The following is a 16,180-nucleotide window of genomic DNA, read 5'->3' as shown; positions in this document are numbered from 1 at the left end:
ATCTGTGTGGGCACTCAAAGTGACATGGATTCTTAATGTCTTCGGACAATAAATGAATACCAAGTCTCTGAGTGAACATACGTAATTCATTACGAAGTTTAATTCACGAGCATCAAACTTAAATTGAAGAGTTTGATCATGGCTCAGATTGAACGCTGGCGGCAGGCCTAACACATGCAAGTCGAGCGGCAGCGGAAAGTAGCTTGCTACTTTGCCGGCGAGCGGCGGACGGGTGAGTAATGTCTGGGAAACTGCCTGATGGAGGGGGATAACTACTGGAAACGGTAGCTAATACCGCATAACGTCGCAAGACCAAAGAGGGGGACCTTCGGGCCTCTTGCCATCAGATGTGCCCAGATGGGATTAGCTAGTAGGTGGGGTAATGGCTCACCTAGGCGACGATCCCTAGCTGGTCTGAGAGGATGACCAGCCACACTGGAACTGAGACACGGTCCAGACTCCTACGGGAGGCAGCAGTGGGGAATATTGCACAATGGGCGCAAGCCTGATGCAGCCATGCCGCGTGTATGAAGAAGGCCTTCGGGTTGTAAAGTACTTTCAGCGGGGAGGAAGGCGATAAGGTTAATAACCTTGTCGATTGACGTTACCCGCAGAAGAAGCACCGGCTAACTCCGTGCCAGCAGCCGCGGTAATACGGAGGGTGCAAGCGTTAATCGGAATTACTGGGCGTAAAGCGCACGCAGGCGGTCTGTCAAGTCGGATGTGAAATCCCCGGGCTCAACCTGGGAACTGCATTCGAAACTGGCAGGCTAGAGTCTTGTAGAGGGGGGTAGAATTCCAGGTGTAGCGGTGAAATGCGTAGAGATCTGGAGGAATACCGGTGGCGAAGGCGGCCCCTGGACAAAGACTGACGCTCAGGTGCGAAAGCGTGGGGAGCAAACAGGATTAGATACCCTGGTAGTCCACGCCGTAAACGATGTCGACTTGGAGGTTGTTCCCTTGAGGAGTGGCTTCCGGAGCTAACGCGTTAAGTCGACCGCCTGGGGAGTACGGCCGCAAGGTTAAAACTCAAATGAATTGACGGGGGCCCGCACAAGCGGTGGAGCATGTGGTTTAATTCGATGCAACGCGAAGAACCTTACCTACTCTTGACATCCAGAGAACTTAGCAGAGATGCTTTGGTGCCTTCGGGAACTCTGAGACAGGTGCTGCATGGCTGTCGTCAGCTCGTGTTGTGAAATGTTGGGTTAAGTCCCGCAACGAGCGCAACCCTTATCCTTTGTTGCCAGCGGTTAGGCCGGGAACTCAAAGGAGACTGCCAGTGATAAACTGGAGGAAGGTGGGGATGACGTCAAGTCATCATGGCCCTTACGAGTAGGGCTACACACGTGCTACAATGGCGCATACAAAGAGAAGCGACCTCGCGAGAGCAAGCGGACCTCATAAAGTGCGTCGTAGTCCGGATTGGAGTCTGCAACTCGACTCCATGAAGTCGGAATCGCTAGTAATCGTAGATCAGAATGCTACGGTGAATACGTTCCCGGGCCTTGTACACACCGCCCGTCACACCATGGGAGTGGGTTGCAAAAGAAGTAGGTAGCTTAACCTTCGGGAGGGCGCTTACCACTTTGTGATTCATGACTGGGGTGAAGTCGTAACAAGGTAACCGTAGGGGAACCTGCGGTTGGATCACCTCCTTACCTTAAAGAACCTGCCTTTGTAGTGCTCACACAGATTGTCTGATGAAAAACAGCAGTAAAAAATCTCTGCAGGCTTGTAGCTCAGGTGGTTAGAGCGCACCCCTGATAAGGGTGAGGTCGGTGGTTCAAGTCCACTCAGGCCTACCAAACTCCTTTTAAAGGATGAGCGGTACAGAGATTGCAAACGATGGGGCTATAGCTCAGCTGGGAGAGCGCCTGCTTTGCACGCAGGAGGTCTGCGGTTCGATCCCGCATAGCTCCACCATCTTTTACTGCGAACACAAGAAAACTTCAGAGTGAACCTGAAAAGGTGCACTGCGAAGTTTTGCTCTTTAAAAATCTGGATCAAGCTGAAAATTGAAACGACACATCTTTAATGGTGTGTTCGAGTCTCTCAAATTTTCGCAATCAGAAGTGAAACATCTTCGGGTTGTGAGGTTAAGCGACTAAGCGTACACGGTGGATGCCCTGGCAGTCAGAGGCGATGAAGGACGTGCTAATCTGCGAAAAGCGCCGGCGAGGTGATATGAACCTTTGACCCGGCGATGTCCGAATGGGGAAACCCAGTGTGATTCGTCACACTATCGTTAACTGAATACATAGGTTAACGAGGCGAACCGGGGGAACTGAAACATCTAAGTACCCCGAGGAAAAGAAATCAACCGAGATTCCCCCAGTAGCGGCGAGCGAACGGGGAGCAGCCCAGAGTCTGAATCAGCTTGTGTGTTAGTGGAAGCGTCTGGAAAGTCGCACGGTACAGGGTGACAGTCCCGTACACGAAAGCACACAGGCTGTGAACTCGAAGAGTAGGGCGGGACACGTGGTATCCTGTCTGAATATGGGGGACCATCCTCCAAGGCTAAATACTCCTGACTGACCGATAGTGAACCAGTACCGTGAGGGAAAGGCGAAAAGAACCCCGGCGAGGGGAGTGAAAAAGAACCTGAAACCGTGTACGTACAAGCAGTGGGAGCACCCTTGTGGTGTGACTGCGTACCTTTTGTATAATGGGTCAGCGACTTATATTCTGTAGCAAGGTTAACCGTATAGGGGAGCCGAAGGGAAACCGAGTCTTAACTGGGCGTTAAGTTGCAGGGTATAGACCCGAAACCCGGTGATCTAGCCATGGGCAGGTTGAAGGTTGGGTAACACTAACTGGAGGACCGAACCGACTAATGTTGAAAAATTAGCGGATGACTTGTGGCTGGGGGTGAAAGGCCAATCAAACCGGGAGATAGCTGGTTCTCCCCGAAAGCTATTTAGGTAGCGCCTCGTGAACTCATCTTCGGGGTAGAGCACTGTTTCGGCTAGGGGGCCATCCCGGCTTACCAACCCGATGCAAACTACGAATACCGAAGAATGTTATCACGGGAGACACACGGCGGGTGCTAACGTCCGTCGTGAAGAGGGAAACAACCCAGACCGCCAGCTAAGGTCCCAAAGTCATGGTTAAGTGGGAAACGATGTGGGAAGGCACAGACAGCCAGGATGTTGGCTTAGAAGCAGCCATCATTTAAAGAAAGCGTAATAGCTCACTGGTCGAGTCGGCCTGCGCGGAAGATGTAACGGGGCTAAACCATGCACCGAAGCTGCGGCAGCGACGCTTAGGCGTTGTTGGGTAGGGGAGCGTTCTGTAAGCCGTTGAAGGTGTGCTGTGAGGCATGCTGGAGGTATCAGAAGTGCGAATGCTGACATAAGTAACGATAAAGCGGGTGAAAAGCCCGCTCGCCGGAAGACCAAGGGTTCCTGTCCAACGTTAATCGGGGCAGGGTGAGTCGACCCCTAAGGCGAGGCCGAAAGGCGTAGTCGATGGGAAACAGGTTAATATTCCTGTACTTGGTGTTACTGCGAAGGGGGGACGGAGAAGGCTATGTTAGCCGGGCGACGGTTGTCCCGGTTTAAGCATGTAGGCGGAACGATTAGGTAAATCCGGTCGTTTATTAACGCTGAGGTGTGATGACGAGGCACTACGGTGCTGAAGTAACAAATGCCCTGCTTCCAGGAAAAGCCTCTAAGCATCAGGTAACATCAAATCGTACCCCAAACCGACACAGGTGGTCAGGTAGAGAATACCAAGGCGCTTGAGAGAACTCGGGTGAAGGAACTAGGCAAAATGGTGCCGTAACTTCGGGAGAAGGCACGCTGATATGTAGGTGAAGCCCCTGCGGGTGGAGCTGAAATCAGTCGAAGATACCAGCTGGCTGCAACTGTTTATTAAAAACACAGCACTGTGCAAACACGAAAGTGGACGTATACGGTGTGACGCCTGCCCGGTGCCGGAAGGTTAATTGATGGGGTTAGCGGCAACGCGAAGCTCTTGATCGAAGCCCCGGTAAACGGCGGCCGTAACTATAACGGTCCTAAGGTAGCGAAATTCCTTGTCGGGTAAGTTCCGACCTGCACGAATGGCGTAATGATGGCCAGGCTGTCTCCACCCGAGACTCAGTGAAATTGAACTCGCTGTGAAGATGCAGTGTACCCGCGGCAAGACGGAAAGACCCCGTGAACCTTTACTATAGCTTGACACTGAACACTGGTCCTTGATGTGTAGGATAGGTGGGAGGCTTTGAAGCGTGGACGCCAGTCTGCGTGGAGCCATCCTTGAAATACCACCCTTTAATGGCTGGTGTTCTAACGTAGACCCGTAATCCGGGTTGCGGACAGTGTCTGGTGGGTAGTTTGACTGGGGCGGTCTCCTCCCAAAGAGTAACGGAGGAGCACGAAGGTTAGCTAATCCTGGTCGGACATCAGGAGGTTAGTGCAATGGCATAAGCTAGCTTGACTGCGAGAGTGACGGCTCGAGCAGGTGCGAAAGCAGGTCATAGTGATCCGGTGGTTCTGAATGGAAGGGCCATCGCTCAACGGATAAAAGGTACTCCGGGGATAACAGGCTGATACCGCCCAAGAGTTCATATCGACGGCGGTGTTTGGCACCTCGATGTCGGCTCATCACATCCTGGGGCTGAAGTAGGTCCCAAGGGTATGGCTGTTCGCCATTTAAAGTGGTACGCGAGCTGGGTTTAGAACGTCGTGAGACAGTTCGGTCCCTATCTGCCGTGGGCGCTGGAGAATTGAGGGGGCTGCTCCTAGTACGAGAGGACCGGAGTGGACGCATCACTGGTGTTCGGGTTGTCATGCCAATGGCACTGCCCGGTAGCTAAATGCGGAAAAGATAAGTGCTGAAAGCATCTAAGCACGAAACTTGCCCCGAGATGAGTTCTCCCTGACTCCCTGAGAGTCCTGAAGGAACGTTGAAGACTACGACGTTGATAGGTCGGGTGTGTAAGCGCAGCGATGCGTTGAGCTAACCGATACTAATGAACCGTGAGGCTTAACCTTACAACGCCGAAGCTGTTTCGGCGGATGAGACAGACACGATTTTCAGCTCTGATACAGATTAAACAGAATTTGCCTGGCGGCTTTAGCGCGGTGGTCCCACCTGACCCCATGCCGAACTCAGAAGTGAAACGCCGTAGCGCCGATGGTAGTGTGGGGTCTCCCCATGTGAGAGTAGGGAACTGCCAGGCATCAAATTAAGTAGTAAGCCGGTGCATAAATCCGGTGGTTACAGCAGTCTTCGGTGGAGCGGTAGTTCAGTCGGTTAGAATACCTGCCTGTCACGCAGGGGGTCGCGGGTTCGAGTCCCGTCCGTTCCGCCACTTATTAAGACATTAAGCCTGCCTTGTTGGCAGGCTTAATGGCAAAAAACTTTAGGGGCGTAGCTCAGTTGGTAGAGCACCGGTCTCCAAAACCGGGTGTCGCGAGTTCGAGTCTCTCCGCCCCTGCCATATATAATCCTTTGCTTCGGCAAAGGATTTTTTTTGCCTGAAACACTGCAGAAAATTCTCTTCTTAATTTTCAGCCAGCATCCCTGCTGGCTGTGCATCAATCCATTACATTGATTTTTAACAGATCTTTTATCTGTGATTGCTTGTCACTGTTTTGCAGCCAAATTGCATACAGCGGCCTGGTAAGCGTGGTGGAATCCAGCACGGTGTGCAGCCCTGCTTTAGCGTCTGCCCAGCGAACAGGTAACCAGGTACAACCTTTCAGCAGGGACAGCTGCTGACAGGCGATCTCTGCCGAGCTGGTCGTTAACTGCGGAACATCATCAGGTGCAATCAGTCCCGTTTCGTGCTGCTGAAAATCTGGTCCCCATTCCAGGCGTAAATAGGTCAGGTCTGCCTTCATCATCGAAGGTTCGGACGCATAAAGTGCCAGGCCAAACTGGCCCACAATCTGGCTGCTAAATTCGTCCATCTTGGGGGCTTCGGTTGTGATCAGAAGATCAAGCTGGCGCTCATGAAGTTGCTTAACAAGCGACTGCCGTTGCGCAATTCTGGCCTCAAATTGCAGGTGGCCATGTGAATGATACAGTCGGGTAAGCCACTGACTTAGCATGCATTCCCACAGAGAAGCGCTGGCTCCTATCGAGAACTCATTATGCCTCGAAGTATGTGCCACCTCTTTACGTGCCGCCTGCCAGGTATTCATGAGCGTTTCTGCATACGGCAGCAGTTTCTCACCGGCAGGCGTTAAGCGAATATTGTTGCGATGGCGGGTAAAAAGATTCACACCCAGTTGATTTTCCAGCTGTCGAATACGAAAACTGACTGCTGACTGCGTCAGGTAAAGGGCTTCAGCTGCTCGCCCAAAGTGGCGTGTTCTGCTCACTTCAAGGAAAGTTTTAAGCAATTCCGTATCCACATCTTTCTCCGCAAAATTATTTGTCGTTATGATTTAAATGTTTTGTTTTACACTCTGTCAAGCGTAACTAATACTCCGCGCCATAAATAGCTCGGCCAAAGAATTAGGAGCGTGTAGGATGGCGGAAAGCTTTACGACGACTAATCGTTTTTTCGACAATAAACATTATCCGCGCGGGTTCTCTCGTCACGGCGATTTCACCATCAAAGAAGCTCAACTGCTTGAGCGCCATGGTTATGCCTTTAACGAGCTGGATCTGGGTAAGCGTGAACCTGCAACCGAAGACGAGAAACAGTTTGTTTCTGTTTGCCGTGGTGAGCGTGAGCCGGAGTCTGAAGCGGAACGCGTATGGATCAAGTACATGGCGCGCATTAAGCGTCCTAAGCGCTTCCATACGCTGTCTGGCGGCAAGCCGCAGATGGAAGGTGCAGAAGACTACACCGAGTCTGATGACTAAAGAGAAGGGGCTACGGCCCCTTTTTTTATGCCAGCAATTTCTGCAAATGCAGCAGCAAACGATCGATAGCGCGGTAGCTCAGCGCCTCCTGCAAATGTTTCCTCTCAATGTCAGTGCACCCCTCTACGTCAGCAATAGTTCTGGCCACCTTCAGCAAACGCTGCCACGCACGTATGGAAAGCCCGAACCGCGTTAACGTCTCCTCCAGCCATCCCGCATCCTCAACGTTAAGTGAACAAAACTGCCGGATCCCGGCATTATCCAGCCGTGCATTCAGCCTGTTCTGACGAGCGTACTGCCGTGTCTGGGCTGCAATCACCCGTTCGCGTACCTCCGCTGAGCTTTCACCCGTTATGCCCGTTTGCCTGAGCAGACCCGGCGGGGGAAGGGGAATTTCGAGGGATAAATCGAAACGGTCGAGGAACGGGCCGGATAACTTACCCAGATAGCGCAACGTTTGCTCTGGTGTACAGCGGTTATGGTTGCCTTGGTAGTGACCCGTCGGGCTGGGATTCATCGCCGCGACCAGCTGAAACTGTGCGGGATAGCTTATTTTGGCTCTCGTGCGTGAGATATGTATCTCACCGGATTCAATGGGCTCTCTCAGTGCATCCAGCACGCGGCGCTCAAACTCAGGCAGCTCATCGAGAAACAGAATGCCATTGTGTGCCAGCGAGATCTCTCCCGGCCCGGGGATAGATCCGCCGCCAACCATTGCCGTCAGTGAAGCGCTATGATGCGGGGAACGAAAAGGACGGCGGCGCCACTGTTTTTGCAACGATGTCGAACTGATAAGGCTATATATGGCGGCGCTTTCCAGCGCTTCATGATTATTGAGCGGTGGAAGTAACCCACTCAACCTGCTTGCCAGCATGGTTTTACCCGTACCTGGCGGCCCAATTAACAGAAGATTGTGTCCACCTGCAGCCGTAATCTCCAGCGCCCGTTTCCCTTGTTCCTGTCCCATAATCTCGCTGAGATCCTCTGGTGCATCCGCTATAACATCATCACACTCCTCCGGCTCGGACAGTTCATGTCGCCCTTCCAGCCAGGCACAAACTTCCTGTAAATGCCCGGCGATGAGACACCCCTTCTCGGCGATAAGACTCACTTCTGATGCGTTTTCATTGGCGACAATGATTTGCCGCCCTGCTCGTATGGCTTCCAGCGCCCCCGATATCGCACCGGGAACGCCTCTTAACGCGCCTGTGAGCGCGAGTTCGCCAACGAACTCATACGAGCCTAGCCGTGTCGTATTAAGCTGCTCAGAAGCCGCGAGAAGGGCAATTGCGATAGGTAAATCGTATCGTCCCCCCTCTTTAGGCAGATCGGCGGGGGCAAGGTTGATGGTGATCTTCTTCGCGGGGAAGGTATAACCGCTATTTATTATTGCGCTGCGAACGCGATCCCTGGCCTCTTTAACCGTCGTTTCAGGTAACCCGACAAGCGTGAGTCCGGGTAGCCCATTGCTCAAATGAACCTCGACGGAAATAAGCGGTGCCTTTACCCCGAGAGCCGCACGCGTATAAACAACTGACAGTGACATTTGCACTACCTCCTGGTGTGACTATGCCTGCGCCTGTTTTTTCTTTTTAGCGTCATTTTGCGAATTTACGCCGCCTGTTCAGAGATTTTAAACACACAATGAAACCCTTGCATAACCGTGGAAGCCTCCTCGCAGAATATAAAAAGCCCCGTTTTGACGCTTAAAACCGCAGTAAAAAAATGAAAAATATTCATTTTCTAATTTCCGTATATAAAACAACGGTTTTAAGAAATATGATTCGCGGCCTAATCAAATCCGTCATAAATAAATCTTGTGTTTGATTTAAAAACTGTGATAACTCTTTAGGTATTCCTTCGAACAAGATGCAAAAAGAACTGAAAATGACAGCCCTTCTACGAGTGATTAGCCTGGTCGTGATTAGCGTGGTGGTGATTATTATCCCACCGTGCGGGGCTGCACTTGGACGAGGAAAGGCTTAGAAATCAAGCCTTAACGAACTAAGCCCCCCGCACCGAAAGGTCCGGGGGTTTTTTTATGACTAAAAAATGTAAATGAGGAGCAGAGAATGACGACTAGCACAAAATTCTGTTTCTCCCGATTTATGACGGGGAACTAACTATGAATGGGGCACAGTGGGTAGTACATGCGTTGCGCGCGCAGGGAGTCGAAACCGTATTCGGTTATCCGGGTGGCGCAATTATGCCGATTTACGATGCACTGTATGACGGCGGCGTGGAACATCTCTTGTGCCGACACGAGCAGGGCGCAGCGATGGCAGCCATTGGCTACGCCCGCGCGACCGGTAAAACCGGCGTGTGTATGGCGACTTCAGGCCCGGGCGCAACGAACCTGATCACCGGCCTGGCTGACGCGCTGCTGGATTCCGTTCCCGTTGTCGCCATCACCGGGCAGGTGGCGTCGCCGTTCATCGGTACCGATGCTTTCCAGGAAGTTGACGTCCTCGGTTTATCGCTGGCCTGCACCAAACACAGCTTCCTCGTCCAGTCTCTGGAAGAGCTGCCGCGCGTAATGGCAGAAGCGTTCGATGTGGCAAACTCCGGTCGTCCCGGTCCGGTTCTGGTTGATATCCCGAAAGATATCCAGGTGGCACTCGGCGATCTGGAACCGCACTTCTCTACCGTTGAAAGCGACGATGCCTTTCCGGAAGCGGAAGTTGAAGAGGCCCGTCAGATGCTGGCCCAGGCGAAACAGCCGATGCTGTACGTCGGCGGTGGCGTAGGCATGGCGCAGGCCGTTCCTGCCCTGCGCGAATTTATCGCAACAACGCAGATGCCAGCGACCTGCACGCTGAAAGGTCTCGGTGCAGTCGACGCGGATTACCCCTACTATCTGGGCATGCTGGGGATGCACGGCACCAAAGCGGCAAACCTGGCGGTGCAGGAGTGCGATCTGCTCATCGCTGTAGGGGCCCGTTTTGACGACCGCGTTACCGGCAAGCTGAATACCTTTGCGCCGAACGCCAAAGTCATCCATATGGATATCGACCCGGCGGAGATGAACAAGCTGCGTCAGGCGCATGTCGCCTTGCAGGGCGATCTCAACGCGCTCTTACCGGCATTGCAGCAGCCGCTGGATATCAACGCATGGCGTCAGCACACCGCTGATATGCGCGCCGAGCACGCCTGGCGTTACGACCACCCCGGCGAGGCCATCTACGCGCCGCTGCTGTTGAAGCAGTTGTCCGACCGTAAACCGGCTGACAGCGTCGTCACCACCGACGTAGGCCAGCACCAGATGTGGTCCGCGCAGCACATGACCTACACCCGTCCGGAAAACTTCATCACCTCCAGCGGGTTAGGGACGATGGGCTTCGGTCTGCCGGCAGCCGTTGGCGCGCAGGTTGCCCGCCCGAACGACACCGTTATCTGTATCTCCGGTGACGGCTCCTTCATGATGAACGTTCAGGAGCTCGGCACCGTTAAGCGCAAGCAGTTGCCGCTGAAGATCGTGTTGCTCGACAACCAGCGTTTAGGAATGGTTCGCCAGTGGCAACAGCTGTTCTTCCAGGAGCGCTACAGCGAAACGACTCTCACCGATAACCCCGATTTCCTCACCCTGGCCAGCGCCTTCGGCATCCCTGGTCAGCACATCACCCGTAAAGATCAGGTTGAAGCGGCGCTCGACACCATGCTGAACAGCGATGGGCCTTACCTGCTTCATGTCTCAATCGACGAACTCGAGAACGTCTGGCCGTTGGTACCGCCTGGTGCCAGCAACTCACAAATGATGGAGAAATTATCATGATGCAGCATCAGGTCGCCGTACAGGCTCGCTTCAACCCGGAAACCTTAGAACGCGTTTTGCGTGTGGTGCGTCATCGTGGTTTTCAGATTTGCTCTATGAATATGGAGACGGCCACTGACGCCCGGAATGTCAGTATCGAATTAACCGTTGCCAGCCCGCGGTCGGTCGACTTACTGTTTAGTCAGTTATCAAAGCTGGTAGACGTTGCCCATGTTGCCATCTGCCAGAGCACAACCACATCACAACAAATCCGCGCTTAAGCGTGACAGGACGAAAAAATGACGACAAAAAAAGCTGATTACATTTGGTTCAACGGTGAGATGGTTCGCTGGGAGGACGCGAAGGTCCACGTGATGTCCCACGCGCTGCACTACGGTACCTCCGTATTTGAAGGCATCCGCTGCTACGATTCTCACAAAGGGCCAGTGGTGTTCCGCCATCGCGAACACATGCAGCGTCTGCATGACTCAGCCAAAATTTATCGTTTCCCGGTTTCTCAAAGCGTCGATGAGCTGATGGAAGCCTGTCGCGACGTGATTCGCAAGAACAACCTGACCAGCGCCTATATTCGTCCGCTGGTGTTTGTGGGCGATGTCGGTATGGGCGTGAACCCGCCAGCCGGCTATACCACAGATGTGATCATTGCCGCGTTCCCGTGGGGTGCTTACCTGGGTGCAGAAGCCCTGGAGCAGGGGATCGACGCAATGGTCTCTTCCTGGAACCGCGTGGCGCCAAACACCATCCCGACCGCCGCGAAAGCAGGCGGTAACTATCTCTCCTCATTGCTGGTCGGTAGCGAAGCGCGCCGCCACGGCTATCAGGAAGGTATCGCCCTCGACGTAAATGGCTACATCTCAGAAGGTGCGGGTGAAAACCTGTTTGAAGTGAAAGACGGCATTCTGTTCACGCCGCCATTCACCTCGTCCGCGCTGCCGGGCATCACCCGTGACGCCATCATCAAGCTGGCGAAAGATCTGGGTATCGAAGTGCGCGAGCAGGTGCTGTCCCGCGAATCCCTGTATCTGGCGGATGAAGTGTTCATGTCCGGTACGGCGGCTGAAATCACGCCGGTACGCAGCGTGGACGGTATCCAGGTGGGCGAAGGCCGCTGTGGCCCGGTCACCAAACGTATTCAGCAAGCGTTCTTCGGCCTCTTCACCGGCGAGACAGAAGATAAATACGGCTGGTTGGATCAGGTTAATCACTAAGCATAAATTTGGGACGGCACGCACCGTCCCATTAAATAGTCAGACGGGAGTCAATAAAGCATGCCTAAGTATCGTTCAGCCACCACCACCCACGGCCGTAATATGGCGGGAGCCCGTGCCCTGTGGCGCGCCACCGGAATGACCGACGCCGATTTCGGCAAGCCGATTATCGCCGTGGTGAACTCCTTCACCCAGTTTGTACCGGGCCACGTGCACCTGCGCGATCTCGGTAAGCTGGTTGCCGAGCAAATCGAAGCCTCCGGCGGCGTGGCGAAAGAGTTCAACACCATTGCGGTGGATGACGGTATCGCGATGGGGCACGGGGGCATGCTCTATTCACTGCCGTCGCGCGAGCTGATCGCCGACTCCGTAGAATATATGGTGAACGCCCACTGCGCCGATGCGATGGTCTGCATCTCCAACTGCGACAAAATCACCCCTGGGATGCTGATGGCCTCCCTGCGCCTGAACATTCCGGTGATCTTCGTCTCCGGCGGCCCAATGGAAGCGGGGAAAACCAAGCTCTCCGACAAAATCATCAAGCTCGACCTGGTCGATGCGATGATCCAGGGCGCGGACCCGAAAGTCTCTGACGCGCAGAGCGACCAGGTGGAACGCTCTGCGTGTCCGACCTGCGGCTCCTGTTCCGGTATGTTCACCGCCAACTCCATGAACTGCCTGACCGAAGCGCTGGGCCTTTCTCAGCCGGGTAACGGTTCGCTGCTGGCGACCCACGCCGACCGTAAGCAGCTGTTCCTCAACGCCGGTAAGCGCATCGTTGAGCTGACCAAACGCTACTACGAGCAGGACGACGCCAGCGCGCTGCCGCGCAACATTGCCAGTAAAGCCGCGTTCGAAAACGCCATGACGCTGGATATCGCCATGGGCGGCTCTACCAACACCGTTCTGCACCTGCTGGCTGCCGCGCAGGAAGCCGAAATCGACTTCACCATGAGCGACATCGATAAGCTCTCCCGCAAAGTCCCGCAGCTGTGTAAAGTCGCGCCGAGTACCCAGAAGTACCATATGGAAGACGTACACCGCGCGGGCGGCGTGCTGGGCATTCTGGGCGAGCTGGATCGCGCCGGTCTGCTGAACCGTGACGTGAAAAACGTGCTCGGCCTGACGCTGCCTGAGTCGCTGGACCAGTACGACGTGATGTTGACCAAAGACGACGCGGTGAAAAAGATGTTCCGCGCGGGTCCAGCGGGTATTCGTACCACCCAGGCGTTCTCGCAGGATTGCCGCTGGGACACTCTGGACGATGACCGCGCCGAAGGCTGCATCCGCTCGCTGGAACACGCCTACAGCAAAGACGGCGGTCTGGCCGTGCTGTACGGTAACTTTGCGGAAAACGGCTGCATCGTGAAAACCGCAGGCGTGGACGACAGCATCCTGAAATTCACCGGTCCGGCGAAGGTATACGAAAGCCAGGATGAAGCGGTAGACGCGATTCTTGGCGGCAAAGTGGTGGAAGGCGACGTGGTTGTTATTCGCTACGAAGGACCGAAAGGCGGTCCCGGCATGCAGGAGATGCTCTACCCAACCACCTTCCTGAAATCTATGGGACTCGGTAAAGCGTGTGCGCTGATCACCGACGGGCGTTTCTCTGGCGGCACCTCCGGCCTCTCTATCGGCCACGTTTCGCCGGAAGCGGCAAGCGGCGGCAACATCGCCATCATCGAAGACGGCGACCTGATCGAAATCGACATTCCGAATCGCGGCATTCAGCTGAAGCTGAGCGACCAGGAAATTGCGGCCCGTCGTGAAGCGCAGGAAGCCCGCGGCGACAAAGCCTGGACGCCGAAAGACCGCCAGCGTGAAGTCTCCTTCGCTCTGCGCGCCTACGCGAGTCTTGCCACCAGTGCAGATAAAGGCGCGGTGCGCGATAAATCTAAACTTGGGGGCTAATGATGGCCGAGTCACAACCCTTATCCGCCGCCCCTGAGGGGGCGGAATACCTGAGAGCGGTGCTACGCGCGCCGGTCTATGAAGCCGTGCAGGTTACGCCCCTGCAGAAAATGGAAAAACTCTCTTCGCGCCTCGACAACGTCATTCTGGTGAAGCGCGAAGATCGTCAGCCGGTGCACAGCTTTAAGCTGCGCGGCGCCTACGCGATGATGGCCGGGCTGACCGACGAGCAGAAAGCGCGCGGCGTGATTACCGCGTCTGCGGGCAACCACGCCCAGGGCGTGGCGTTCTCGTCTGCTCGCCTGGGGTTGAAAGCGCTGATCGTGATGCCGGTTGCTACCGCAGATATCAAAGTTGACGCGGTGCGCGGTTTCGGCGGCGAAGTGCTGCTCCACGGCGCCAACTTTGACGAAGCCAAAGCCAAAGCGATCGAGCTGGCGCAGCAGCAGGGCTTTACCTGGGTGCCGCCGTTCGATCATCCGATGGTGATTGCCGGGCAGGGCACGCTGGCGCTGGAACTGCTGCAGCAGGATGCCCATCTCGACCGCGTCTTCGTCCCGGTAGGCGGCGGTGGCCTGGCCGCAGGCGTGGCGGTGCTGATCAAACAGCTGATGCCGCAGATCAAAGTCATTGCCGTTGAAGCGGAAGACTCTGCCTGCCTGAAAGCGGCGCTGGATGCGGGTCATCCGGTAGATCTGCCGCGCGTCGGGCTGTTTGCCGAGGGCGTGGCGGTGAAGCGCATTGGGGATGAAACCTTCCGCCTGTGCCAGGAGTATCTCGACGATATCGTCACGGTTGATAGCGACGCCATCTGCGCGGCGATGAAGGATCTGTTCGAGGATGTGCGCGCGGTGGCGGAACCGTCAGGCGCGCTGGCGCTGGCGGGGATGAAAAAATACATCGCGCAGCACAACATTCGCGGCGAGCGCCTGGCGCACGTGCTGTCTGGAGCGAACGTGAACTTCCACGGTCTGCGCTACGTTTCCGAGCGCTGCGAGCTGGGTGAACAGCGGGAAGCGCTGCTGGCGGTGACGATTCCGGAAGAGAAGGGCAGCTTCCTGAAGTTCTGCCAGCTGCTGGGTGGCCGTTCGGTGACGGAGTTCAACTACCGTTTTGCCGATGCCAAAGACGCCTGCATTTTTGTCGGCGTGCGTCTGAGCCGCGGCGTGGAGGAGCGCAAAGAGATCCTCAACCTGCTGCATGAGGGCGGCTACAGCGTGGTCGATCTCTCTGACGATGAGATGGCGAAGCTGCACGTGCGCTACATGGTCGGCGGGCGTCCATCGAAGCCGCTCAAGGAACGTCTGTTTAGCTTCGAGTTCCCGGAATCACCGGGCGCGCTGCTCAAGTTCCTGCACACGCTGGGCACGCACTGGAACATCTCTCTGTTCCACTACCGCAGCCACGGCACCGACTATGGCCGCGTGCTGGCGGCGTTCGAACTGGGCGAGCACGAGCCGGATTTCGAAACGCGGCTGAACGAGCTGGGCTATGAGTGCCACGACGAAACCCATAACCCGGCCTTCCGCTTCTTCCTGGCAGGCTAGTGGTTCGGCAATATCGTCCAGAACGCATCAATAAGCGGCTCATGCAGCCGCTTTTTTTGTGCGCACACGCCAAGCTCAAACGGCGTCTTCTCGTCGCTGCGCTCCAGAATCATCACGCGGTTACGCACCGGTTCGGGGCTGTTTTCCAGCACCACTTCCGGCAGCAGCGCCACGCCGCAGCCCAGCGCCACCATCGACACCATCGCCTCATGGCCGCTGACCGTGGCGTAAATCGACGGATTACTGATTTTCTGACGACGGAACCACAGCTCGATACGGCGGCGCACCGGCCCCTGATCGGCCATGATAAACGGCACCGTCGACCAGTCCGGTTTTTCCACCGACACCTGGTTACGCACCGGGCAGGGCAGCGCCGGGGCAATCAGCACCACCGCCAGATTCTCCAGCATTGAGAATGCCACCGCGCCCGGCAGGGTTTCAGGTTTCCCGGCAATGGCGAGATCTGCTTCGCCCGTCACCACTTTTTCCATTGCGTCGGAGGCGTCGCCGGTGGTGAGCTTAATTTCAACCGACGGATGCGCCGCGCGGAAGCGGTCAAGGATGGGCGGCAGATGGCTGTAGGCGGCGGTCACGGAGCAGAAAATATGCAGCTCGCCGGAAAGCGACGGCCCCTGCTGGTCAATTGAGTGTCGCAGCTGCTGGTACTGTAGCAGCGTCTGCTGGGCAAAAATGCGCAGTTCTTCACCCGCTTCCGTGAGGGTGACGGTGCGGTTATCGCGCACGAACAGCGGCTGGCCGAGGTCCTCCTCAAGGCGCTGGATCTGGCGTGAAAGCGTGGAGGGGCTAACGTGCATCGCCCGGGCGCTGCGGCCAAAATGGCGGCTTTCCGCCAGGTGCAGGAACATTTTCAGATCGCGTAAATCCACCGATTCCACTCCCTCTTTTTATATTGCAAA

11 protein-coding genes, 4 tRNA genes and 3 rRNA genes are annotated in these 16,180 nt (G+C 55.5%); 15 read left to right on the top strand and 3 right to left on the bottom strand.

The window, feature by feature from the left end; all coding sequences use genetic code 11:
• Window positions 1-120: 120 nt before the first annotated feature.
• The 7 genes from HB664_RS02710 (at window position 121) to HB664_RS02680 (ending at window position 5,449) form a co-directional block, all read left to right on the top strand.
• A 16S ribosomal RNA gene (locus tag HB664_RS02710) occupies window positions 121-1,661 on the top strand.
• Window positions 1,662-1,731: 70 nt separating this feature from the next.
• A tRNA-Ile gene (locus tag HB664_RS02705) sits at window positions 1,732-1,808 on the top strand.
• Window positions 1,809-1,850: 42 nt separating this feature from the next.
• Window positions 1,851-1,926 (top strand) — tRNA-Ala (locus tag HB664_RS02700).
• 171 nt (window positions 1,927-2,097) lie between these two features.
• A 23S ribosomal RNA gene (locus HB664_RS02695) occupies window positions 2,098-5,000 on the top strand.
• Window positions 5,001-5,072: 72 nt separating this feature from the next.
• Window positions 5,073-5,188 (top strand): 5S ribosomal RNA (gene rrf / locus HB664_RS02690).
• Together the 16S, 23S and 5S rRNA genes with 4 tRNA genes alongside form the textbook arrangement of a ribosomal RNA operon.
• Window positions 5,189-5,243: 55 nt before the next feature.
• Window positions 5,244-5,320, top strand: a tRNA-Asp gene (locus tag HB664_RS02685).
• A gap of 53 nt (window positions 5,321-5,373) precedes the next feature.
• A tRNA-Trp gene (locus HB664_RS02680) sits at window positions 5,374-5,449 on the top strand.
• 97 nt (window positions 5,450-5,546) lie between these two features.
• On the opposite strand, the gene hdfR is transcribed toward HB664_RS02680, so the two are convergent.
• Complete coding sequence (gene hdfR, locus HB664_RS02675) at window positions 5,547-6,368, bottom strand: HTH-type transcriptional regulator HdfR (RefSeq protein WP_047646979.1); 822 nt, start codon at window positions 6,366-6,368, stop codon at window positions 5,547-5,549.
• 118 nt (window positions 6,369-6,486) lie between these two features.
• Here hdfR and HB664_RS02670 point away from each other — a divergent pair, with 118 nt between their 5' ends.
• Window positions 6,487-6,825, top strand: a complete 339-nt coding sequence (locus tag HB664_RS02670; protein WP_023309658.1) for a DUF413 domain-containing protein — start codon at window positions 6,487-6,489, stop codon at window positions 6,823-6,825.
• Window positions 6,826-6,850: 25 nt separating this feature from the next.
• Here HB664_RS02670 and HB664_RS02665 read toward each other — a convergent pair whose 3' ends face one another.
• Complete coding sequence (locus tag HB664_RS02665; protein WP_219940326.1) at window positions 6,851-8,371, bottom strand: YifB family Mg chelatase-like AAA ATPase; 1,521 nt, start codon at window positions 8,369-8,371, stop codon at window positions 6,851-6,853.
• Between the two features lie 341 nt (window positions 8,372-8,712).
• Between HB664_RS02665 and ilvL the strand changes: the two genes are divergently transcribed.
• The 7 genes from ilvL (at window position 8,713) to ilvA (ending at window position 15,263) form a co-directional block, all read left to right on the top strand.
• Window positions 8,713-8,811: an ilv operon leader peptide gene (gene ilvL, locus HB664_RS02660; RefSeq protein ID WP_001311244.1), complete on the top strand. Its 99-nt coding sequence runs from the start codon at window positions 8,713-8,715 to the stop codon at window positions 8,809-8,811.
• Between the two features lie 86 nt (window positions 8,812-8,897).
• Window positions 8,898-8,948, top strand: a complete 51-nt coding sequence (gene ilvX / locus HB664_RS02655) for a peptide IlvX (protein WP_166792073.1) — start codon at window positions 8,898-8,900, stop codon at window positions 8,946-8,948.
• A 2-nt stretch (window positions 8,949-8,950) separates the two neighbouring features.
• Window positions 8,951-10,597, top strand: coding sequence for an acetolactate synthase 2 catalytic subunit (gene ilvG, locus HB664_RS02650; RefSeq protein ID WP_045889364.1), 1,647 nt, complete (start codon window positions 8,951-8,953; stop codon window positions 10,595-10,597).
• Window positions 10,594-10,857, top strand: a complete 264-nt coding sequence (gene ilvM, locus HB664_RS02645; protein WP_219940325.1) for an acetolactate synthase 2 small subunit — start codon at window positions 10,594-10,596, stop codon at window positions 10,855-10,857. Before ilvG ends, ilvM begins: the two co-directional genes overlap by 4 nt.
• Window positions 10,858-10,875: 18 nt before the next feature.
• The gene (gene ilvE / locus HB664_RS02640; RefSeq protein WP_023309654.1) at window positions 10,876-11,805 is read left to right on the top strand and encodes a branched-chain-amino-acid transaminase; all 930 of its coding nucleotides are present in this window, start codon (window positions 10,876-10,878) and stop codon (window positions 11,803-11,805) included.
• A 60-nt stretch (window positions 11,806-11,865) separates the two neighbouring features.
• Entirely contained in the window at window positions 11,866-13,716 is a 1,851-nt protein-coding gene (gene ilvD / locus HB664_RS02635; RefSeq protein ID WP_143347704.1) for a dihydroxy-acid dehydratase, read from the top strand.
• Between the two features lie 2 nt (window positions 13,717-13,718).
• Window positions 13,719-15,263 carry a threonine ammonia-lyase, biosynthetic gene (gene ilvA, locus HB664_RS02630; RefSeq protein WP_096150382.1) on the top strand — a complete coding sequence of 515 codons (1,545 nt, stop codon included), beginning with the start codon at window positions 13,719-13,721 and terminating at the stop codon, window positions 15,261-15,263.
• Here ilvA and ilvY read toward each other — a convergent pair.
• Window positions 15,260-16,150: an HTH-type transcriptional activator IlvY gene (ilvY, locus tag HB664_RS02625; protein WP_023333829.1), complete on the bottom strand. Its 891-nt coding sequence runs from the start codon at window positions 16,148-16,150 to the stop codon at window positions 15,260-15,262. The two genes, ilvA and ilvY, sit on opposite strands and share 4 nt — an antisense overlap.
• Between the last annotated feature and the right edge of the window lie 30 nt (window positions 16,151-16,180).

It is taken from the genome of Enterobacter sp. DNB-S2, from assembly GCF_019443845.1.
GTDB lineage: Bacteria > Pseudomonadota > Gammaproteobacteria > Enterobacterales > Enterobacteriaceae > Enterobacter > Enterobacter asburiae_B.
Note: the sequence above shows the minus strand (reverse complement) of the source record. Positions and strands in the feature narration are given on the sequence as shown.

What these genes read in the sequence shown, in the direction of transcription:
- HB664_RS02670 (WP_023309658.1), top strand. Translation starts at nt 6,487, where the DNA reads ATGGCGGAAAGCTTTACGACGACTAATCGTTTTTTCGACAATAAACAT.
- ilvG (WP_045889364.1), top strand. Translation starts at nt 8,951, where the DNA reads ATGAATGGGGCACAGTGGGTAGTACATGCGTTGCGCGCGCAGGGAGTC.
- ilvL (WP_001311244.1), top strand. Translation starts at nt 8,713, where the DNA reads ATGACAGCCCTTCTACGAGTGATTAGCCTGGTCGTGATTAGCGTGGTG.
- HB664_RS02665 (WP_219940326.1), bottom strand. Translation starts at nt 8,371, where the DNA reads ATGTCACTGTCAGTTGTTTATACGCGTGCGGCTCTCGGGGTAAAGGCA.
- ilvE (WP_023309654.1), top strand. Translation starts at nt 10,876, where the DNA reads ATGACGACAAAAAAAGCTGATTACATTTGGTTCAACGGTGAGATGGTT.
- ilvA (WP_096150382.1), top strand. Translation starts at nt 13,719, where the DNA reads ATGGCCGAGTCACAACCCTTATCCGCCGCCCCTGAGGGGGCGGAATAC.
- ilvM (WP_219940325.1), top strand. Translation starts at nt 10,594, where the DNA reads ATGATGCAGCATCAGGTCGCCGTACAGGCTCGCTTCAACCCGGAAACC.
- ilvD (WP_143347704.1), top strand. Translation starts at nt 11,866, where the DNA reads ATGCCTAAGTATCGTTCAGCCACCACCACCCACGGCCGTAATATGGCG.